This is a genomic window from Nostoc flagelliforme FACHB-838 (assembly GCF_014698065.1).
In the GTDB taxonomy this organism is placed as follows: domain Bacteria; phylum Cyanobacteriota; class Cyanobacteriia; order Cyanobacteriales; family Nostocaceae; genus Nostoc; species Nostoc flagelliforme_B.
Genome location: NZ_JACJSI010000033.1, coordinates 11,330 through 32,934, shown reverse-complemented (window position 1 = coordinate 32,934; position 21,605 = coordinate 11,330). Strand labels below are relative to the sequence as shown.

Genomic DNA, 21,605 nt, shown 5'->3' with positions numbered 1-21,605 from the left:
TAGAGTAATTAAATACCCAGTTAGTATCAGAATGTTACTATTAGTCCAAAAAACTGTGCCTAGTTTATTGTTTTTTTTTTGCTATTTTTTAAGCTGGTTCTTGAATTTGAGAAAAGCATGATGCAACCCTATTAATGCAAGTTTATAGAACCTATTTGATTTGCCAAAGCCAAGCTGACTCAGAGCTAACCGGATTAGGTTTTGGCTCTCAGCATATTTGGCAAAAATCAAATAGGATTTGTATCCAAGTATGGATTTTTACGTAAGGATATTATTGAAGCTATATACTTTTATGTCAAAGCTACAAGCGACAACTTCTTAGAAAATTTAATCTTTGAGCACTAAAAAATATTTTTCATGAAAAAATATTGAAGTTATAGCGATCGCTCTTGCGTAAATCTTGGTAAATCTCACTCACAACCTTCTTTCTATGACACAGTAAAAATACTTATATGACCTAAGTTATTATATATTTGTATCTGATAACAAAATTTGGTTAGCAAAATGTTGCGTGATGCTGACAATATAAATTAATTCTTTTTTATACTTGGAAACAATAAATCCGAAACTTCACAAAAGTCAGATGGAAAAATGGAAGTAATGCATTATCCTCTAGATGAAGCATATTAAAGGCTTAGACTACGGACAAAAAATTGAGTTTTTACCAGAAGAAATAGAAAACGAAGTTGCAAAAACTTCGGACTAAAATAAACGCTAATACAACTAAATATTCTGATTTAATTTAGAGCATAAATTTGGTCAAAAGAATGTAGAGACGTAGCAGCGCTACGTCTCTACAAGGGTTCAGGATAAGGCATATTGAATTTCTGGAAATGTTTAGCGCATTCCAATGCAGATAAAAATATTTTTAACATTTATCATTACCATTGAACCTGCGAGAATTTCCATATTTTATTTAATTGCGTAAATTAATAGACTAACTTAACCAAAAAAGACGCGCTCATACCGTTTCTTTGTGAAGCTGCGCCAAATCTCTCAATTTCTTATTTTTTGGCGTACTTGGCGCTCTTCTCTAACGAGATGCTACACGTTGGCGGAAGGCTGCGGCAAGTCTCTTTGTGTTTACGTTCTCTATTTTTCGCACTACTTGCACTATAGGCACATCTTCATACAGAATTGGTATCAATGGGAGACGCAAAGAAACGGAGAGATTATTTGATAATTTCTCCGCGTCTTTGCATCTTTAATAAAGAACTACCACCAAACTCGATTTCCATTTTCGTCAACTCGTGCTTCTCGAATTACATCGGAAATCTCTTCAGCATCTTTAACGTGATGGAGTGCCTTTTTTTCACCATCGGGTTCATCCACAACGAAGTAAGTCGGGACTGTAATATTGTCGCCTGTAATGTCTGGTACATTATCAATAGCTGCTTGTTTAGCCTTCTCTTCAACTGATTGAGGCTGATCAGCAATTCTATCTCCTGGATTCGCGGTTAAGTTTCTGTCATTTACATTTGGTTTACGAGAATCCCGCTCTTCGCCTACTGGTTGATTAATTTGATTTTCTTGATTATTGTTACTCATGGCACTTTCAGGTATCAAAAAATGTGACTTGACTAACAACATCATAAAAAATCAAAAGCATAAAGAGTTCTTTCTCTAGAGAGAGTTTGAGAATAGATTTTATGAAAAACATATCTTAAGTTAGATTTTAGCTATGAGGCTTACCAATAACGTCTTACTTCAGAAATAAATAATAATTAAAAATCACACTTGCAGGAACAACTCTTGAAAAAGCAAATTTCATAAAAATGAATTTATATTAAACACAAACGTACATTAATGCTACTGCGATCGCACCGTAGTATATTAATCGACTTTTGTTAGTACGAATCCTGATAGAACATTTTTCTACTAATGGCAAAGTTCCAGCGAGGATAAAAACACGCCGCGATTTTTTAACCTATACGCAATTCTGATTTTAGTAAAAAGCTTGCTAGACCGTAGTGTTGATTATCTGATTATTCAAGACACGCCAAAGATTGCTGAGTACACTATCAATCCAATCTGCACCCATTTAGGATGTACGGTTAAATCGGATCTTGACAATAATCACTTTATTTGTGATTGTCATGAGTCTCAATACGATTCTCCGGCTCAAGGAGTTCATGCCCCAGCTAAACGCTATTTACCACTAATCACGGGAGTAGTCAAGCAAAACCAAATTCGTTTAGTTGATCGTGACCCTGCTGTAGATCCTCGTTAGCATAGCAACATCAAATCAGGTTGGACAATGCCACTATACTTTTTGAGCAAGTTTAGCAAGTTAGAAATTATATAAATTATAAAAGACTAACAAAAATTACTGCATGATTTGAATTTGTCAGGTAAGCTGACAACAGCAGTTTTAATCCTCAAAACAATGACCGCAAGTAGTCCCACGATTTTAGCCCTGGACTTTGATGGAGTGATTTGCGACGGACTAATTGAATATTTTGAGGTAGCGTGGCATACCTACTGTGAAATTTGGTCGTCTGTTAACAACACACCACCAGATGATTTAGCTTTGAGATTCTATCGCTTACGTCCTGTGATTGAAACTGGTTGGGAAATGCCTGTTTTAATCAAAGCTTTAGTAAATGGAATTCATGATGAAAACATTCTTCACGAATGGGCAACCATCGCCCCACAACTTTTGTTAGATGACAAGCTACAAGCAAGAGAAATTGCTGCGAAACTAGATCAACAGCGAGATGAATGGATCACCAAAGATTTAGGTGGTTGGCTGAGTCTGCATAGATTTTATCCGGGTGTAATAGAAAAAATCAAATTAACTCTTGACAGTGGAGTTAAGCTATACATTGTGACAACTAAAGAAGGGCGTTTTGTGCAGCAGTTGTTGCAACAAGAAGGAGTGAATTTACCACCAGAGGCAATTTTTGGTAAAGAAGTCAAGCGTCCCAAATATGAAATTTTGCGACAATTAATCCAGTCAGCAGGAGACAAACCAGTTAGTCTCTGGTTTGTAGAAGATAGACTCAAGGCATTACAGTTAGTCCAACAGCAAGCAGACCTTGAGGATGTGAAACTTTTTCTTGCAGACTGGGGTTATAATACCCAAGCAGAAAGGGAAGTTGCCCAAAATGATCCGCGAATTCAGTTGTTATCACTTTCTCAGTTTGCCAAAGATTTCTCAGCTTGGTTTTAACTAATTCGTAATTCGTAATCACGCTCTCTACGAGACGCTAACGTAATTATTGGCGAAACACTCGCACATAATTGTTTATCTTGGTGATTTTGACGTTTTGCGCTCTAAATACCTAGCTTTCTTCTATTACGAATTACGTTAACGAGTATTCGTATCTATTACGGGAAACCAAGCTATGTGCAATATCTCGTAGAGACTGTCATTATGAATTACGAATTATTTTAATTTTCTGAGAAAATGGCAAATAAGCGAGATATTTAAAAAATATAAATAATTAGGAATTAGCGAAACTCCTAACTCATAACTATTCACTCCTCACTTAACACTTAATTTTATGCTTGATTTAACACAACTAGCGCGACAAATGCAGGGTTTAAGTCAGCATCTTACTTTAGAAGCTGCTGCCAGTCGTCAGCGTTTGGAATTAGCACAACAACATCTAAAAAATGCTTACGAGTCTCAACAAGATTTAATTGATCGCCAAGAAAAATGGCGCGATCGCATTCTCTTTGCTAATGCTACCCCAATTGAACCGCTAGAAACCTGTATCGATATCTCAGTTCCCCCAAAAATTCATACTGTCATCGCTACCGATGGTTCCCAAATTGCCCCAAACCATCACGAAATTGCTTACTGTTATCTCCTAAATATCGGCAGAGTTGTCTTACACTACGGACAAAATCGCCATCCGCTACTCGATAGTTTGCCAGAAGTCTTTTATCGCTCAGAAGATTTATATATGTCTCGGCAGTGGGGAATTAGAACCGAGGAATGGATGAGTTTTCGCCGCACTGCTTCAGAAACAACGGTGTTAGCAGAACTTGCGTGTAGTGCAGCGCAAGCGGAAACGCCAGCGCTAGCGATGGTAGATGGTTCGCTAATTTACTGGTTTTTGGAACAGTTGCCGATGGATGCACGCGATCGCATTTTACCCCCCATCTTAGAAGCCTGGCAGCAAATGCGTGATGCTCGAATTCCTTTAATGGGCTATCTTAGCGCCTCTCGCAGCATCGAAACAATGAACTTTTTACGGTTGTTGGCTTGTCCCCACACAGCGCCAGACTGTAAAAGTTATTGCCCAAATCAGCTAGAAAAAGTACCTTGTAAAATATTTGAACAGTTGCGAGATACTTCTGTTTGGGCAACCCGGCTCAAACCAGGACAACGCAGTACCTTGTGGCGCAGTAATTCACCCATTCTCGAACTCTACGGCGATCAAACAATTTACTTTTGCTACGTCCACGTTGGCACCGAAATCGCCCGGATTGAAGTTCCGGCATGGGTAGCGGAGAATGCAACCATGTTAGACCAAGCACTGGGACTGATGTTAGCACAAGTACAAAAAGGATATGGCTACCCTGTAGCGATTGCTGAAGCGCATAATCAAGCAGTGGTAAAAGGTGGCGATAGAGCACGTTTCTTTGCTTTACTCGAACAACAAATGATTAAAGCTGGTTTGAAAAATGTGGGAACTTCTTACAAAGAAGCCAGAAAGCGCGGGAGTATTGCTTAAAAAAACTCGTAATTCGTAATTCGTAATTCGTAATTTAATTCTTAACTACGAATTACGCCTTGCGGTACTAGTACCTTCGCTGTTTAAGAAAAATCACAGATAATAGTTTTGATTAATTCAGTTTACGTAACACTTCTTATCTTAAATTTAAAATATAAATGTTTACTTTACAGCTTTTTAGGGAAACCTTTATCTAGTAGAGAAATAAGTCAATAGCTAGCTAGTTTACTCCGTATAAACTAGTAGATACTTCTTGACTCTACATCAAGTTAACTACGTTTTCATTCGTAAGCGAAACAGTCTTCGCCCAAACTCCTATTAAGTGAGTCTCTAGGTTGATATATCCTATCAAAATGGTTGTTCAATTTCAGTAAAAAACGTACTAACTTATTTAACCTTGCTCAAAAAAGATTTATACCTAAAAAGCTGATGAAACTAGTTAAATCTGAGTACAATAAATCTGAAGAAAAATACTCTCGATTTTTCTCACTCTCTATAGATTTATTGTGTATTGCTAACTTTGATGGTTATTTTAAGTATTTAAATCCAGTATGGACAAAAACACTAGGTTGGTCAATTCAGGAACTTGTTGCTAAACCCTTTATTGAATTTATTCACCCTGAAGACCGTGAATCTACTATTGCAGCAGCCCAAAATATTACTAAGTCGGTGGATGCAATTAGCTTTGAAAACCGCTATCTTTGTCAAGATGGTTCTTACAAATGGCTATCGTGGAATGCAACTGGTTTTAGTGAAGAAAAGTTGATTTATGCAGTAGCTCGTGATATCACTGCTAATAAACAAAATGAGATAGCGCTACAAAAATCTATCCAAGAATTAGAAGCTTTTAAATTTGCTTTAAATGCTCATTCACTGGTAGCTATTACTGATAGAACTGGAAAAATAACCTATGTAAATGACCTATTTTGTGAAGTTTCTAAATATTCTCCAGAAGAACTTCTAGGGCAAGATCATCGAATTATCAATTCTGCACACCACACAAAAGAATTTTTTGCAAACTTATGGACAACTATTGCCCAAGGAAAAATCTGGAAAGGAGAAATTCAAAATAAAGCTAAGGATGGAACTCTTTATTGGGTAGATACTTTAATCGCCCCAATGTTGAACCAAGATAAAAATCCCTATCAATATGTATCAATTCGTACAGATATTACACAGCGTAAGCTTTCAGAGTTAGCTTTATTGGAGCGATCGCGTTTGTCAGTTTTGAGTGCAGAAGTCAGTTTAGCTTTATCTCAGAGTGGCACACTTACAGATATTCTGCAAAATTGTACAAATACTATTTCCCAATACCTTGATATCGGCTTTGTTTGTATCTGGACTTTTGAACGACAGACGAACCAGCTACAATTGCAAGCTGGCGTTCATTGCACAGATATTACTTGTAGTGCTTTGAGCGATACTCAAGATTTCCCAGATCATATCGCTTTAGTCAATAATACTATTGGCTTAATAATTCAAAATCATCAAGCTGTTTTTAACCAAGAATTATCAATTAATCATTCAGAAAATCTTGTCGAATCTACATTTTCAATTTCTCGATTTTCTGCTTATCCTTTAATAGTAGAGCAGCAATTAATTGGCATAATCGCTTTATTTAGTAAGCAATTATTTACCGAACCAACTCATAACCTATTAAATTGGATTGCTAATAATATTGCTGTAGCTATTGACCGAATCTGGGCGCGAGAAGAACTCTTCAGCCGTCGGGAAGCTTTATTACTGCGTCTAGCTAGTCAAATCCGCAGTTCTCTTAACCTAGATATGATCCTAGAAACTGCTGTGAATGAAATTCGTAGCTTATTACAAATTGACCGTTGCTACTTTCTTTGTTACTTACCGCATCCATCCCAACCAAGCCTGACTATTACCTATGAAGCACGAAACCCTAACTTACCGACTATGCTAGGCAGTATTCCACTACAAAAAAGTACTTTTTTAACCAAAACACTTCTTTCTCAAGAGCTAATTTGCATCGAGAATATTAATAGTAAATCATATCTCGATTATGATATAGAAGAACTTTTAACTGAATTTGGTATCACATCTCAACTAATGCTACCAGTTAAGAGCAATTCCGGTGAAATTGGGGCAATTGTGTGCAGTCATTGTAGTGGCGATCGCATTTGGACTAACAGTGAAATTAATCTGCTACAAGCTGTTTGCGATCAACTAGCCATCGCCATCGATCATGCACAACTTTATACTCAAAGTCGCTCTGCTACTTTAGAAGCTCAAACTCAAGCTGAAAAACTTACCGAAACCTTGCATAAATTGCAGCAAACTCAATCTCAACTGATCCAGAATGAAAAAATGTCTAGTTTAGGACAATTAGTAGCTGGAGTTGCCCATGAAATCAACAATCCAGTTAATTTTATTCATGGTAACTTAACCTATGCTAACGAATATTTTCAAGAGATGTTAACTCTCTTACAGCTTTATCAGCAACACTATCCTCAGCCCCAAAGAGAAATTGAAGATTTCTCTGAAAAAATTGATTTAGAATTTATTACTAGTGATCTTTCTCAACTTCTGTCTTCAATGAATATGGGTACTAATCGTATCCGTGAAATTGTTTTAGGATTGCGAAACTTTTCTCGTCATGATGAAGCAGATAAAAAGTTAGTTAATATTCATGAAGGAATTGAAAATACGTTATTAATTTTACATTATCGTTGGAAAGATAATGGAATTGGTTTGGATATATCTATCATTAAAGAATATGGCGATTTGCCCTTAGTTGATTGCTACCCTGGGCAGCTTAATCAAGTATTTATGAATATTTTAACTAATGCGATCGATGCTTTAGAAGAGTCAATGGTCAGTAAAGAAATAAGTCATAAACCACAAATTAAAATTCGGACTGAAATTTTAGACAGTAAATTTGTTGTCATCAGAATTGCTGACAATGGATTAGGAATGGCGGAAGACGTTAAAAAGCGCTTATTTGATCCATTTTTCACTACAAAACCTGTGGGGAAGGGAACAGGTTTAGGATTATCAATTAGCTACCAAATTGTAGTAGAAAAACATGGTGGAATTCTGAATTGTCTATCAGAACCAGGAAAAGGTACAGAATTCTGGATTCAAATTCCGATTTAAAAATACTTTGCGCTTAAAAATAGCACGAATTTATGCAAAGCTGTACTTTGATATTTCTTTAAGGAAAAATATGCAAATATTCCTCTGCTCAAATCTTGCAGCTAACTAACCTTAGTCCGCCTAAGCGGACTTTGTTTATTTTGTTCGGTACTCTGATATTAACTATCTATAATTTAAATTAAATGTTATGAACAAGTGCTTACTAGTACCAAGACTCGTTACTAGATATTGCTTATTCAATAAAAGTAGAGTTCTGATTGTAGTGGTAATCCTGGCGCTACTTAGCACAGGCTGTACTGGAAAAGTGTCTCAGAAGAACCAGCCTATTGTGGATAATGTCTCAAGTAAACAGAACTTACCAACTTTAAAAATTGGGGTGCTGCCTACGCAAAGCCGGACAGAGCAAGAACGGATGATTAAACCCCTAAAAGAATACTTAGAGCAATCTCTTGGACAGAGGGGTGATACTAAGTCGCAATCAAAGATAATAGGAGGACAAGGGAGACACAAAAAACCAGAGATCCAAAAGGTAGAATATGCGATCGCAAGTTCAGTAGATTTTCAGATTGCTAAAGATTATGAGCAAATCATTGACTGGCTATTACAGGATAAGCTGGACATGGCTTATTTAGGGCCTATGAGCTATTTGGAGGCATTAGATCGGGGTGCTAAAGTCGAACCGTTGGTTGCTCCCATTGATAAATATACGGGACAACCCTGGTATCGGGCGTGTATCATTGTCAGACAAGACAGCCTCATCAAAACCTTAAAAGACCTCAAAGGTAAGCGTATTGCCTTTGTAGATAAATTATCAACCTCTGGGTATTTGATGCCGCTGGCAACATTCAAAAAAGTAGGGATTAATTATGACCGGGATTTTGCTAAAGTCCTCTATACTGGCAGCCATAGCAACAGTATGGCTGCATTAGAAAATGGCATTGTTGATGCCGTAGCCACTAATATTTCCTCCTACTTGAAACGGCAAAAAAGCGGTAAGCTAACACCTCAAAACTCCAGAATTCTGTGGGAATCTGCCCCCATACCCAGTTATCCAATAGTAGTGTCCAAAAGACTAGCACCTGAGTTAATCCAACGGCTAAAGCAGGCTTTTATTAGTAGCCCAGAAGGTTTTGAGGATATTATCGGAACTGAGTCAGCCGGATACACCCTTGTTAGTTCTTCAGATTACGCTCCTATTGAACAACTCCGAAAATATCTCAACTTAATTTCTGTTCCGGCAAAATGAAAATCTCGACAAAGTTTTTTACAGGTTCTGCCGTGTCTGTCGGATTGATAATAGCTATTCTCGTTGGCAATACTGTAGCTGTCCAACAGATAAGGCAGACTATCCGGGAGAAAAGCAATCAAACTACCGAAACGATAAAAGTTGCTCTGACTGCGGAAAATGCTTTGAAGTCTGAAATTATTGAACTCAAGGATATTGTCTTACTTAAGAGTCAAGACACAGAAATGCTCAAGTATTCAAAACAGTTTTTAGACTCCCTCGACAAATTAGAACGCTTAATGCCAGATGCTACGGAAATTGCAGTGATTCGTCGTCGTCACCAGTTTATTCGCCAGTTAACAAATCAACTAATCCACTGGAATTCCAGTGACACTTCTTTAGCAGATTCCCAGCAGTATTTTAGAGCCATCAATTCTTTTGATAGAGACATTGAGTTGTTTCTCAGTCAGCTGATTAAACATGCTAACCAGCAAAACCTCTTGGTTGAAGATGAGCTAGAAAACCTATATCAAATACAGAGAATTATCTCATTTGTAGTTGTGCAAGTGATTGTAATTTTATTTATTGTTAAATTTATAGTGATTTGGCATCCAACAATTAAGTCTTTGCAAAAATTACAAGCAGGAACAGCAGAAATTGCCGCCGGAAATCTAGATTACCGTCTAGATATTCAGACAGGGGATGAAGTCGAAGACCTTGCTAAGTCATTTAACTATATGTCACTTAAGCTAGCTGAATCTCGTGAAACCCTGATGAAGAACACTGAATTAACCCAAATGAATCAACGTCTAGAGTTGGAAATTTATGAACGCAAACAGGCAGAATCAGAACTTCAGAAAGCTTTACAAGAACTCCAAAGCACTCAAGCTCAATTGATTCAAACTGAGAAAATGTCTAGTCTGGGCCAGCTTGTGGCAGGGGTTGCACACGAAATTAATAACCCCGTTAACTTTATTTCTGGCAATATCGTTCACGCTAGTGAATACACTCAACACCTGCTAGAACTAATACGTCTCTATCAAGAAGAGTTCCCAGGTTCTGGAGAGAAGATTCAGGAAAAGGTTGAGGAAATTGATTTAGAATTTATGCTAGATGATTTGCCCAAAATCCTCAAGTCAATGACAATCCTAACCGAGTAACAGTGATAATTGCAGATAATGGCCCTGGTATAAGCGAAGATATTAAAAATAAACTGTTCGATCCATTTTTTACCACTAAACCTGTGGGACAGGGACCAGGGTTAGGCTTATCAATTAGCTATCAGATTGTGGTGCAGAAACACTCTGGAGTACTACGGTGTGAATCAGAAGTGGGGAAAGGAACCGAGTTTTGGATTGAGATTCCTTTGCATCAGGTTGGGAAATCGGTAAAATCTAACGGATTTCAATTGCCGACTGATTTGCAATAATAAAACATTTTTTTAAATGAATTTCGCAGTTATAATCAACTTTCTATTTTAAGATACAACATAAATTTTTTATTACTTAATAATTAAGAATTATTTATTCTCTCCACATTGCCACTTGCTGTTTGAGTTCCTTCATATCCAAATAATCGTTAGCAAAAGCTCTTCGTAAAAGTGGATGAGGAATAAATTCATCATATTTTTGAATTTCTGGTGCTTCTGAAGTACTGACTAAATCTTCTGAGGTAATTTTTTGTTCGCACAATGAAGCAATTTCACTATAAAGATATTTTAATTTATTTTTGCCTAATTTAATTGTCAAATAATAGGGATTTACGCCACCAATACTTGTAATTTCCAATGATTCCCGACAGTAGGAATTGAGTAACCTTTCTAAGGTGCGATAAGCAACGGTACCCATCCAAGGGAAAATGCAGCATTTACCTTTTTCTAATTGCACAATATTGTGTTTATCTAATCCAACTTGTTGAACCAATTGGCGAAGCGTATTTAAACGTTCCAAAGCATTTTTTTGTAAGTAACTATACTCGATATTCTCAAATAAAACTTGCTGCATTCGTTGCAAAACCCTGGTATGAATAGTACCACTACCACCGCGCCAATAAATACTAGCTTTACCTTCAGCTTGTTTAACAAAAATAACCTTCTTTTTAAAGTCAACTTCTACGACTTCCCAAGTTCTCCCAGCTAAAGCAAATTGATTGCCAACAGGAAGCGGCGTAACAATACTGCCAATTGCTGTTGTACCTTGCTTAACAATATATTCTTGCTGTTCAGCAAAGACAGCATAAAACTGAAATTTTCTCACCACCTTCTCTCCTGCCAAACCCAGGATTAATTTACCTTGTTCAGTATGTTGAATATGACCAATATCAATTAAATAGCGTAGCAAGAGTTGTAAATCCTTTTTGGAAATCGCCGCAAAGGGCGATAGGTTAAAAATTTGTTTAGCTAAGGCATTAGCTGAAATTTCCCCTGCTGCTGTTAAAATACTCATTGTTTGGTGATAAAGCAAACTCAAAGGATATTTAATTGGTCTAATTGGTTCAATCCATTGTTCCTCTAAATAAAGTTGAATGATGGCGATACACTGCAAGAGTTGCCAAGGGATTTGTTCTGGTAAAGAAGCTTCTGCTAATGGCTTATCTTCAGCACAGACAAAGCGCATATCAGCAGCTTCACCTCTTCTGCCACTGCGTCCCAAGCGCTGTAAAAAACTGGCTACAGATAAAGGTGACTCTAACTGAATCACTCGCTCTAAATGACCGATATCTATGCCTAATTCTAGAGTTAAAGTGGCAGCAGTAACTGCTGGATTATTGGGTTCACGCATGGCATTTTCAGCAGCTTGCCGCAAGCTAGCAGATATACTCCCATGATGTACATGATATATATCTGGTAGTCCTTGTTCTGTGGCGATTTGTCGCAAAGATGCAATTACAGATTCGGTACGCGTGCGATTATTAGCAAATATCAGGCATTTGCGAGACTTGCTAAGGTTGAAAATATATTTTTCATCAGCTTTTACCTCTGATTCATCTACTTCATCAGTAATATAAAAATGTTCTACAGCTAGTTTTATTTGCCGTTTTATGCCATCAATTTTTGGTGTAATGACTGGCTTATCTGTTCCTGAACTCAACCACTCTTCAGCTATTGAGTAATCACTAAGAGTTGCCGACAAACCAATACGACGCGGTTGTTTTTGCGTTAACTTTGCTAAACGTTGCAATTGGCAAATAATTTGACAACCACGTTCTGAACCCATAAAGGCGTGAATTTCATCAATGATAACAAACCTTAAATCACCAAATAAGCGAAGTAGGTCGTTATTTTTGTTAATTAACAAACTTTCTAAAGATTCTGGTGTAATTTGTAAAATGCCTTGAGGATTTTTTAAAAGTTTGTTTTTTCGATTTTGTGAAACATCACCGTGCCAGTGCCAAACTGGAATATCTGCTTCTTTGAGTAAATCGTTGAGACGCTCAAATTGATCGTTAATTAAAGCTTTGATTGGACTAATATATAATACGCCGATGGTAGCAGCAGGGTTTTCATGTAATAGGGTCAAAACTGGCAAAAAAGCTGCTTCTGTTTTTCCGGCAGCAGTTGCAGCAGTAACTAGCAAGTGAGCATCAGTGTCAAATATAACTTGACAAGCGGCAATTTGAACTGGTCGTAATTCAGTCCACTGGTGATGATAAATATATTCTTGAATGAAGGGTGCAAGTCTGCTAAAAGCATCGCTCATATTTTTTATGGATAAAAAGTAATAGGTAATTAAGGATAGCTAGTACGACAACTGATCATCAAACAATAGTAGTGCAACGGAGGAATTTTGAGTTTTTACAACTTGAAACCAACTAAATATCAGATTCGAATCAAATCTGTCAATGATTTCCCCATTCGAAAAATCTGTTTATCCACAGGCTCCACAGAATACAGTGATTTTTGAACTGGTCAAATTACCACAAATTTTATTAATTTCCGCCTGAGATAATTATAAAAAACAATATTTTATCTCTGTCTTAAGGTAATTTATTCTGATTTAATTAAAGTATTTTCCGTTTTTACTCCTATTGACTCAAGGCAGATTAACGTCTGTAAGCCAAACTGAAGTAATAAGAGGAAGTATATAATGAGGCAAAACTATGAAGAAGTATAAGGAAATATTACGTGTCATCCTTGCTATATCCATCATTGTTGTTGGAGTGACACACTTTGTTGTTCCAGAAGAATATGTCAAAATTGTGCCGCCGCAACTACCTTACCCTTTAGGATTAGTTTATCTCAGTGGCTTTTATGAAATTTTGGGTGGTATCGGGTTATTAGTTCCGCCTGTAAGTCAAGCTGCTGCTTGGGGACTTCTTGCACTTTTTATTGCTGTTTACCCAGCGAATATTTACATGGCGGCTAATCTGATTAAGATTGAACATATACCAAACTCACCTTGGCTACACGTAGTTAGACTTCCCCTTCAAGCTGTTTTAATTGCTTGGGCTTGGTGGTACACAAAATCTTCGTTTGGGGAAAAACAAGTTTCTATCATTCCTAAGTCACTGATTCCTAAAGAATTAGAATTAGAATAAGTGCGTTTTTTATATCTGAATCATGCGCCTCACAACTTTGTTTGGAATAACACTCTCGTTAGCAATAAGCATTGGAGAAGTTACGCTTCCGGTGACTCAAGCTGTGCAGCTTAGAGATGGGGTAGTCTATTTCGTTCAACCGCCAAAACTTGTTAACGCAACAACTACTTACAAAGAGGTGAATGTTTGGGGCGCAACTTATTATTTCACTATCGATTTGCCGGAGAATGCTGGAGAATCGCTCCAGAAGGTAACGATCGCCCAAAAAGAGGGATCACAAAACATCCGCTACAATCTTGATGATACCCGGGCATTTGTCGGAACACGCAATCGCAAAGAAACGCAACTGAAACTAAGCTCAGTCACAAACGAGCGCGACACACGCACGGTTTCTATAAACTTTGACCCACCTGTAACTCCAGGGCAGACAATTACAATCGCCCTCCGTCCTGTAAATAATCCAAGCTTTTCTGGTGTCTACTTATTAGGTGTCACAGCATTTCCTGCGGGTGAGAGATCTCACGGCCAATTTCTTGGCTTTGGACGATTTCAGTTTTACAGCAATAGGGGAAGCTGGTGGTTTCCATAGAGGGAATAGGGAACGTTCTCCAAAAGTTGTGTTATAAAAACGCGCAAGAGTCTTAAACAATACGAAAGCGCTTACCATCAAGCTTTTTCGTTAAATATCTCTGAGGATTCAGGAAAGATTAGCTGTATTTTTCCTGAGTCGCTGACGTATCTTCTAATTTTTCGATAGGCGATCGCATATCCAATTGCAAAGGATTTTTACCCTCTTTGAGCAACTCTGGATTATGTCGATACAGCAACCAACGACTTGATTCTACCAGAGTTTTCTGATGATTCATCCCTGTGGTCATGTTAATAAACGATTCAGTTTCAAGATTCCAAGCTTGGAACAAGATGTTTTGTCCGAATTATGCTTGCAAGACAAAATCTGATGCCGTCAGAGTTGGCGCACCAGTTAGAGTTGCAAAGAGACCACCACTGCCAAAACCAGCCGCGCTGCCATTTTGGTTGTAGAACAACTGTCCACTCACAGCGTCATAGACAATTTTTGCTGTGCTAGTCGCCACTGAATTCGTGATTTTAAAATCATTGGCGTTACTAAAACCTGTTCCTGGAGTAGAAGTAATTGCATTAAAAGTAGTCTTATCTAAAATTATCTTGTCACCTTGGGAGTGGTTAAAGTCAGCGATCGCATCTACACCAACAGCAAAACTAGCAAAGGGAGCATTGGTATTGTAAAGGAATCTGTCAGCACCCGCACCACCGACAAGGGTATCATTACCAGCACCACCGACAAGGGTATCATTGCCAGTACCACCTCGCAGCAGGTCGTTGCCACTTTTGCCATCGATTTTGTCATTACCTCCTTGACCATTAATCACATCATTAGAGTTGTCAAAACCTGCGATGTTATTGTTTAGGTCATTGAGAAAGGTGACAGTGTTTTTGTTGAAAATGCTAGTTTGAGTGGAATTGGCATCGAAGACATCAAAACTGTCGGCGATGCTGGTTTGCCCATCAAACAGAATATTGCCCACTGGTTTTAGAAAAGTTGCTGGATTGCCTTGCTCTGGTTCTAGAAAATTTGCTGGCAGGTTATCCAGGTTTTCTAATTTAAAGTTTTGCAAAGTGACTTTGGTGTTAGCTACATTGTCAAAGGTGACTTCTAAGTTTTTGCCATGTTGAGTTAGTTGGAGATTTTGGGCAGTCAAGCCATTACCTGTAAATTGCAGTGTATCAAGATTGACAATTACTCCTACTGATGCGTTTAAGCTATTACCTACGCCACTAAAATCGGTAATGATGTTATTGCCATCGCTGAGGCGAATCACAAACTTATCTTGACCACCATTGCCTGTGAGGATATCATTGCCAGCTTTGCCGTCGATGATGTTGTTGCCAATTGTACCGATGAGAGTGTCTGTGTCAGCAGTTCCCGTCAGGTTAATGGTGCTGCCACTGTTTATATTCTTCCCGCCAAACACCACGTAACTCTGCCCTGAACGGGTGCCATTAGGGGAGGCACCACCTGCCCCAATAATCAGGTCAGCGAAGCCGTCGCCGTTGATATCTCCTGCATTGCTGACAGAGTTGCCTGAGGTGTCATTTGGATTGATGCCATTGATAGCAAAGCCGTTAGTGCCATTGAGGGTAGAGAGGTTAAGTTGGGCATCAAAACCTCCCTTGCTGCCAAACACTACGTAGCTCTGCCCAGAAAGGTTGTCGGCTCGATATGCCCCGATAATCAGGTCGTCGATGCCATTGCCGTTGATGTCTCCCGCACCGCTAACAGAGAAGCCTGAGTCGTCAAATGCATCGATGCCGTTGATGGCAAAGCCGTTAGTGCCGTTAAGGGTAGAGAGGTTGAATTGGGCATCAAAACCCTCTTTGCTGCCAAACACCACGTAACTCTGCCCTGAAAGGCTGCCGTTAGGGTTGGCATTCGATGCCCCGATAATCAGGTCGTCGATGCCGTCGCCATTGACATCTCCTGCACTGCTGACAGAGGTGCCTGAGTTGTCAAATGCATCGATGCCGTTGATGGCAAAGCCGTTAGTGCCGTTAAGGGTGGAGAGGTTGAATTGGGCATCAAAACCCTCTTTGCTGCCAAACACCACGTAGCTCTGCCCTGAGCCATCGCCGTTGGGGTCGGCACGAGTTGCCCCGATAATCAGGTCGTCGATGCCGTCGCCGTTGATATCTCCCGCATTGCTGACAGAGTTGCCTGAGTTGTCGCTTGGATTGATGCCGTTGACGGTAAAGCCGTTAGTGCCGTTGAGGGTGGAGAGGTTGAATTGGGCATCAAAACCCCCTTTGCTGCCAAACACCACGTAGCTCTGCCCTGAATAATCGCCGTTGAGGTCGGCTCCAGGTGCCCCGATAATCAGGTCGTCGATGCCGTCGCCGTTGATATCTCCCGCACTGCTGACAGAGTTGCCTAAGATGTCACGTGGATTGATGCCGTTGATGGTAAAGCCGTTAGTGCCGTTGAGGGTGGAGAGGTTGAATTGGGCATCAAAACCCCCTTTGCTGCCAAACACCACGTAGCTCTGCCCTGAAAAGTTGCCGTTGGGGTCGGCTTCACGTGCCCCAATAATCAGGTCGTCGATGCCGTCGCCGTTAATGTCTTCCGCACTGCTGACAGAGTAGCCTAAGTTGTCACTTGGATTGATGCCGTTGATGGCAAAGCCGTTAGTGCCGTTGAGGGTGGAGAGGTTGAATTGGGCATCAAAACTCCCTTTGCTGCCAAATACCACGTAGCTCTGCCCTGGACGGCCGCCGTTGGGGGGGGAGGCATTTAGTGCCCCGATAATCAGGTCGTCGATGCCGTCGCCGTTAATATCTCCTGCACTGCTAACAGAACGGCCTGAGAAGTCACCCGACGCAATGCCGTTGATAGCAAAGCCATTAGTGCCGTTGAGGGTGGAGAGGTTAAAAGTTGAATTTGCCATGAGTTCTCCAGTATTAGCTTTTACTGAGTTATTTGTTGTTAGTCATTAGCAAAGATACTAATTTGGGTAATTCGTAATTCGTAATTACCATTGCGTAAGGGCTTTAGAAGTTTCAAATGGGTAGTTTATCTATCTGGAGTTGTACTAAGAGGCTGAGTACCAATGGTAAGTTCGCCGATCGCACCTGCTATCTTCTAAAATTGAACCGCACATCTATAATTAATTTATAAAGTTTTCGCATAAGCGTAGCCCGTTGTAGACATTACGCTCTTATTAACAAATTGTGTTAAGGAAAGAAACCCAACATTTGCGCGTTTATTGGCTAAAGTTTAGGTTTAACACAACTTAAACCACAGCATTAGTAACGAAAATAATGATTTTACTAACCAAAAAGGTAATTTTGTAACGAAAATTATGATGTTTGTAACGAAAATAATGATTTTACTAACCAAAAAGGTAATTTTGTAGTGAAAATTATAATATTCGTAACAAAAAGAATGATTTTACTAACCAAAAAGGTAACTTTGTAACGAAAATAACGACTTGAGTTACTCAAGTCGTTATTTTTATAACTAAAAACTAGGGCTGATGTTCAGAAAGTATCGCGCTTTGCCAGGTATTGGTACATCTGCCAACGCGTATCTACCTCAGTTTGCGCTTGTTCTAATAAGTGCTTGGCTACGTCTGGTTTACTCTTGGTGAGCATTTTGAAACGATTTTCTTGATACATCGAATGTTCTACAGATTGCTTTGGCGATCGCATATCCAATTGCAATGGATTTTTACCCTCTTTGAGCAACTCTGGATTATGCCGATACAGCAACCAACGACCTGATTCTACCAAAGTTTTCTGATGATTCATCCCTGTAGTCATATTAATGCCGTGAGCTATGCAATGGCTGTAAGCAATAATTATTGATGGGCCATCATAAGCTTCTGCTTCTAAAAATGCTTTGAGAGTATGTTCATCTCTAGCACCAAGGGCTACACTCGCTACGTAGACATTTCCGTAGGTCATGGCAATCATCCCTAAGTCTTTTTTAGGTGCAGGCTTACCACTGGCAGCATATTTAGCAACTGCGGCTCGTGGCGTAGCTTTGGAAGATTGACCGCCTGTATTAGAATACACTTCTGTATCCATCACCAAGATATTCACATTTCGACCACTAGCAATTACATGATCGATGCCGCCAAAGTCGATGTCATAAGCCCAACCGTCACCGCCAACAATCCAGACGCTTTTTCTCACCAAGTAATCGGCAAGAGATTTTAGATTTTGGATTTTAGATTTGAGATTAGGATCGAAAGTTACGATTTCATCTAACTTTTGCTGCAACAGTTCTATCCTTTCGCGCTGTTCCCAAATGTCAGCCTCAGATTTTTGTTCAGCTTTCAGGATGGAGTAGACAAGGTTTTCATCTATTTCACTTCCCAACTGCTGCAACAACTCCGCCGCAAACTCAGCTTGTTTGTCGAGGGAGAGGCGGAAGCCAAAACCGAATTCGGCGTTATCTTCAAATAAATTATTAGACCACGCCGGGCCGCGTCCTTCGGCGTTGGTTGTCCAAGGAGTTGTGGGGAGATTCCCACCATATATTGAGGAACAACCTGTAGCATTCGCGATGACGGCGCGATCGCCAAACAATTGTGTTAATAATTTCAAGTAAGGTGTTTCACCACAACCTGCACAAGCACCAGAGAATTCAAATAAAGGTTCTTGCAGTTGTTGTTGGCGAATCTGGTTTAATTTTAGCGATCGCCTGTCAGGATTAGGTAAACTCAAAAAGAAATCCCAGTTTTTTCGCTCTTGTTCTCGCAATGGCAACTGCTGTGCCATATTAATCGCTTTCCGCGATGGCTCAGATTTATCTTTAGCAGGGCAAATATTTACACAAATAGTGCATCCTGTGCAATCTTCTGGGGCAACTTGAATGGTAAATTTTTGATTGGCAAAGTCTTTATCTTTTGCACCAGTTGACTTGAAAGTTTCTGGTGCATTAACTAACTCATCGGCTTGATAAGCCTTTGCACGGATGGCGCTATGGGGACAAACCATCACGCACTTACCACATTGAAGGCAGACATCCGGCTCCCACACAGGTATTTCTTCGGCAACGTTACGTTTTTCCCACTTGGCAGTACCTAGGGGAAATGTACCATCAACAGGTAGGGTGCTAACAGGTAAATCATCACCTTCCCAAATCATGATTTTGCCCAAGACTTCTTGCACAAATTTGGGAATGGGGAGTGGGGAGTGGGGAATGGGAAGTGGGGAGTTAGGAGTTAGGATTGTCTGTGGGACATCTACTTTATGCAAGTTGTCTAAGGTGTTGTCTACAGCTTGCAGGTTCATGCGGACAACTTCTGCACCTTTTTTACCGTAAGTCTTGTCAATTGCTTGTTTGATTTTAGCGATCGCTTCTTCCTGTGGCAACACACCCGCTAAGGCAAAGAAGCATACCTGCATAATGGTGTTAATTCTCCCACCCATGCCACTTTCACGGGCAACCTGACTAGCATTAATTACATATAACTTCAAATGCTTGTCGATAATTTGCTGTTGCACCTTCAACGGTAGATATTCCCAAACGGTATCTGCATTGTATGGACTGTTAAGCAGCAAAGTTGCCCCAGGAATAGCAGCCTTCAAAATATCTATACGTTCCAGAAATCCCCAGTGATGACAACCAATAAAGTTAGCTTGGTCAATCAAGTAGGTAGAGCGAATTGGTTTTGGCCCGAAGCGTAGGTGAGAGACGGTTATTGATCCAGATTTCTTGGAATCATAGACAAAGTAGCCTTGGGCGTAATTGTCGGTTTCTTCACCAATAATCTTGATGGAGTTTTTGTTAGCCCCAACTGTACCATCAGCACCTAACCCATAGAACATTGCCCTAACAACATTATGCGATTCTGTAGAGAAATTAGGGTCAAAGCTCAAGGAAGTATGACTAACATCGTCATTAATCCCAATAGTAAAATGATTTTTCGGTTTAGCTTGAGCAAGGTTGTCAAAAATGCCCTTCACCATCGCCGGAGTAAATTCCTTAGAAGAAAGACCGTAACGACCACCCAAAATTTTAGGGTATGAGAAAGTATTTTCTCCCCCTGCCTCCCCTGCTCCCTCTACTCCCCCTGCTCTCTTATCTCCCCACGCCTCATGAATAGCAGCTACAACATCTAAATACAACGGTTCCCCGGCGCTACCGGCTTCTTTGGTGCGGTCGAGAACTGCGATCGCTTGTACACTAGTTGGTAATACTGCGACAAACCTTTGGACATCAAAGGGGCGGTAAAGTCGCACTTTGACTACACCAAGTTTTTCACCACGGGCGTTAAGGTAATCTACTGTTTCATGGACAGTTTCACAACCTGAACCCATAAGAACAATAACGCGATCGGCATCGTTAGCGCCGTAATATTCATAGATTTTATAATGCCTTCCCGTGCGTTCTCCAAATTCATCCATGATGCGCTGGACAATATCTGGACAGGCGTTGTAATAAAGGTTAGCGCCTTCGCGTCCTTGGAAATAGACATCGGGGTTTTGGGCAGTACCACGCAAAACTGGACGATCTGGAGTGAGGGCGCGGCTGCGGTGGGCGAGTATTAAGTTATCGTGAATTAGCGATCGCAAATCATCATCTGACAGCAATTTAACTTTCTGCACTTCATGCGAAGTACGGAAACCGTCAAAGAAATGCATAAAGGAGACTCGCGTCTCTAAGGTAGCAGCATGGGCAATGAGAGCAAAATCTTGGCTTTCCTGCACGGAAGCAGAACACAGCAGGGCAAAACCAGTCGCACGAGCTGCCATCACATCGCTATGATCACTAAAAATTGATAACGCATGAGTAGCCAAAGAACGGGCGGCAACATGAACCACAGCGCTAGTCAGTTCACCAGCAATTTTGTAGAAGTTGGGTATCATCAACAATAATCCCTGAGATGCCGTGAAGGTGGTACTCAGGGAACCTGTTTGCAATGCTCCATGCACAGCACCAGCCGCTCCTCCTTCGCTCTGCATCTGCACGACGCTGGGAACAGTACCCCATAGGTTGGGACGACTTTCTGCTGACCAAGCATCTGCCCATTCACCCATTGCTGAAGAGGGGGTGATGGGATAAATGGCAATCACTTCATTTAATTTGTAAGCAACACGGGCAACAGCTTCATTCCCATCAATGGTTGCAAAGGTTTTGTTCATAATCTGAATTTTTGTCCCCATCTCTCAACTGCACGATCAGAACGTATGAATATAAGAATCAGAAATAGCCAAAACTAAAAAATTAGCGTATTATCTACATTAAAAAATTATCGGTAGGATTTACTCCGTGATTAAAGGATAATTTATTGATGACTTTTGGCTCTAAAGTTAACCCTTAATAAATACTGCATCTATTAATATCTCATCTACAATGCTGCATCTATTAATATGTATTAATAATGTACTCAATAGCCAAAGTTCCTGTTTGAAAAGACTTTCAAATAATTTATTTTTTTTTGTGGGGTATAGGGTCGGGAATTCCTGATATATTTTCCTTAAAGAAAACTCAA

At 39.8% G+C, this 21,605-nt stretch carries 14 protein-coding genes; 9 read left to right on the top strand and 5 right to left on the bottom strand.

Annotation, left to right across the window (positions count from 1 at the left end; genetic code table 11):
- Window positions 1–1,215 precede the first annotated feature (1,215 nt).
- Window positions 1,216–1,548, bottom strand: coding sequence for a hypothetical protein (locus H6G97_RS17620; protein WP_190942030.1), 333 nt, complete (start codon window positions 1,546–1,548; stop codon window positions 1,216–1,218).
- 409 nt (window positions 1,549–1,957) lie between these two features.
- Here H6G97_RS17620 and H6G97_RS17615 point away from each other — a divergent pair, with 409 nt between their 5' ends.
- From H6G97_RS17615 to H6G97_RS55395, 7 genes are all read left to right on the top strand, one after another.
- The gene (locus H6G97_RS17615) at window positions 1,958–2,230 is read left to right on the top strand and encodes a Rieske 2Fe-2S domain-containing protein (RefSeq protein ID WP_242054970.1); all 273 of its coding nucleotides are present in this window, start codon (window positions 1,958–1,960) and stop codon (window positions 2,228–2,230) included.
- Window positions 2,231–2,386: 156 nt separating this feature from the next.
- The gene (locus H6G97_RS17610; protein ID WP_190942061.1) at window positions 2,387–3,172 is read left to right on the top strand and encodes an HAD family hydrolase; all 786 of its coding nucleotides are present in this window, start codon (window positions 2,387–2,389) and stop codon (window positions 3,170–3,172) included.
- 334 nt (window positions 3,173–3,506) lie between these two features.
- Entirely contained in the window at window positions 3,507–4,685 is a 1,179-nt protein-coding gene (locus tag H6G97_RS17605) for a DNA double-strand break repair nuclease NurA (RefSeq protein WP_190942029.1), read from the top strand.
- Between the two features lie 429 nt (window positions 4,686–5,114).
- Window positions 5,115–7,808: a PAS domain S-box protein gene (locus H6G97_RS17600; protein ID WP_190942028.1), complete on the top strand. Its 2,694-nt coding sequence runs from the start codon at window positions 5,115–5,117 to the stop codon at window positions 7,806–7,808.
- A gap of 187 nt (window positions 7,809–7,995) precedes the next feature.
- The gene (locus H6G97_RS17595; protein WP_190942027.1) at window positions 7,996–9,054 is read left to right on the top strand and encodes a substrate-binding domain-containing protein; all 1,059 of its coding nucleotides are present in this window, start codon (window positions 7,996–7,998) and stop codon (window positions 9,052–9,054) included.
- Entirely contained in the window at window positions 9,051–10,193 is a 1,143-nt protein-coding gene (locus H6G97_RS54780; protein ID WP_338421748.1) for a HAMP domain-containing protein, read from the top strand. Before H6G97_RS17595 ends, H6G97_RS54780 begins: the two co-directional genes overlap by 4 nt.
- 2 nt (window positions 10,194–10,195) lie before the next feature.
- On the top strand, window positions 10,196–10,462 hold the full coding sequence (locus H6G97_RS55395; RefSeq protein ID WP_338421747.1) for a sensor histidine kinase: 267 nt from the start codon (window positions 10,196–10,198) through the stop codon (window positions 10,460–10,462).
- Between the two features lie 94 nt (window positions 10,463–10,556).
- Here H6G97_RS55395 and H6G97_RS17585 read toward each other — a convergent pair whose 3' ends face one another.
- Window positions 10,557–12,731: a DEAD/DEAH box helicase gene (locus tag H6G97_RS17585; RefSeq protein ID WP_190942026.1), complete on the bottom strand. Its 2,175-nt coding sequence runs from the start codon at window positions 12,729–12,731 to the stop codon at window positions 10,557–10,559.
- 400 nt (window positions 12,732–13,131) lie between these two features.
- On the opposite strand from H6G97_RS17585, the gene H6G97_RS17580 reads away from it, so the two are divergent.
- Together H6G97_RS17580 and H6G97_RS17575 are read left to right on the top strand one after the other, a co-directional pair.
- Window positions 13,132–13,569 (top strand): DoxX family protein, encoded by a 438-nt coding sequence (locus H6G97_RS17580; protein WP_190942025.1) that lies wholly within the window; start codon window positions 13,132–13,134, stop codon window positions 13,567–13,569.
- A gap of 22 nt (window positions 13,570–13,591) precedes the next feature.
- Window positions 13,592–14,158, top strand: a complete 567-nt coding sequence (locus H6G97_RS17575; protein ID WP_190942024.1) for a DUF2808 domain-containing protein — start codon at window positions 13,592–13,594, stop codon at window positions 14,156–14,158.
- A gap of 118 nt (window positions 14,159–14,276) precedes the next feature.
- Here the strand turns inward: H6G97_RS17575 and H6G97_RS17570 are convergent, their stop codons facing one another.
- The 3 genes from H6G97_RS17570 to nifJ all read right to left on the bottom strand — a co-directional run bounded on the left by H6G97_RS17570 (window position 14,277) and on the right by nifJ (window position 21,255).
- Window positions 14,277–14,489: a hypothetical protein gene (locus H6G97_RS17570; protein WP_190942023.1), complete on the bottom strand. Its 213-nt coding sequence runs from the start codon at window positions 14,487–14,489 to the stop codon at window positions 14,277–14,279.
- Between the two features lie 15 nt (window positions 14,490–14,504).
- Window positions 14,505–17,048 (bottom strand): beta strand repeat-containing protein, encoded by a 2,544-nt coding sequence (locus H6G97_RS17565; protein ID WP_190942022.1) that lies wholly within the window; start codon window positions 17,046–17,048, stop codon window positions 14,505–14,507.
- Window positions 17,049–17,640: 592 nt separating this feature from the next.
- Window positions 17,641–21,255 (bottom strand): pyruvate:ferredoxin (flavodoxin) oxidoreductase, encoded by a 3,615-nt coding sequence (gene nifJ / locus H6G97_RS17560; protein ID WP_190942021.1) that lies wholly within the window; start codon window positions 21,253–21,255, stop codon window positions 17,641–17,643.
- Between the last annotated feature and the right edge of the window lie 350 nt (window positions 21,256–21,605).

Coding starts and splice junctions, on each gene's coding strand:
- H6G97_RS17565 (WP_190942022.1), bottom strand. CDS start 17,048: ATGGCAAATTCAACTTTTAACCTCTCCACCCTCAACGGCACTAATGGC.
- nifJ (WP_190942021.1), bottom strand. CDS start 21,255: ATGAACAAAACCTTTGCAACCATTGATGGGAATGAAGCTGTTGCCCGT.
- H6G97_RS17580 (WP_190942025.1), top strand. CDS start 13,132: ATGAAGAAGTATAAGGAAATATTACGTGTCATCCTTGCTATATCCATC.
- H6G97_RS17575 (WP_190942024.1), top strand. CDS start 13,592: ATGCGCCTCACAACTTTGTTTGGAATAACACTCTCGTTAGCAATAAGC.
- H6G97_RS17620 (WP_190942030.1), bottom strand. CDS start 1,548: ATGAGTAACAATAATCAAGAAAATCAAATTAATCAACCAGTAGGCGAA.
- H6G97_RS17605 (WP_190942029.1), top strand. CDS start 3,507: ATGCTTGATTTAACACAACTAGCGCGACAAATGCAGGGTTTAAGTCAG.
- H6G97_RS17595 (WP_190942027.1), top strand. CDS start 7,996: ATGAACAAGTGCTTACTAGTACCAAGACTCGTTACTAGATATTGCTTA.
- H6G97_RS17610 (WP_190942061.1), top strand. CDS start 2,387: ATGACCGCAAGTAGTCCCACGATTTTAGCCCTGGACTTTGATGGAGTG.
- H6G97_RS54780 (WP_338421748.1), top strand. CDS start 9,051: ATGAAAATCTCGACAAAGTTTTTTACAGGTTCTGCCGTGTCTGTCGGA.
- H6G97_RS17585 (WP_190942026.1), bottom strand. CDS start 12,731: ATGAGCGATGCTTTTAGCAGACTTGCACCCTTCATTCAAGAATATATT.
- H6G97_RS17600 (WP_190942028.1), top strand. CDS start 5,115: ATGAAACTAGTTAAATCTGAGTACAATAAATCTGAAGAAAAATACTCT.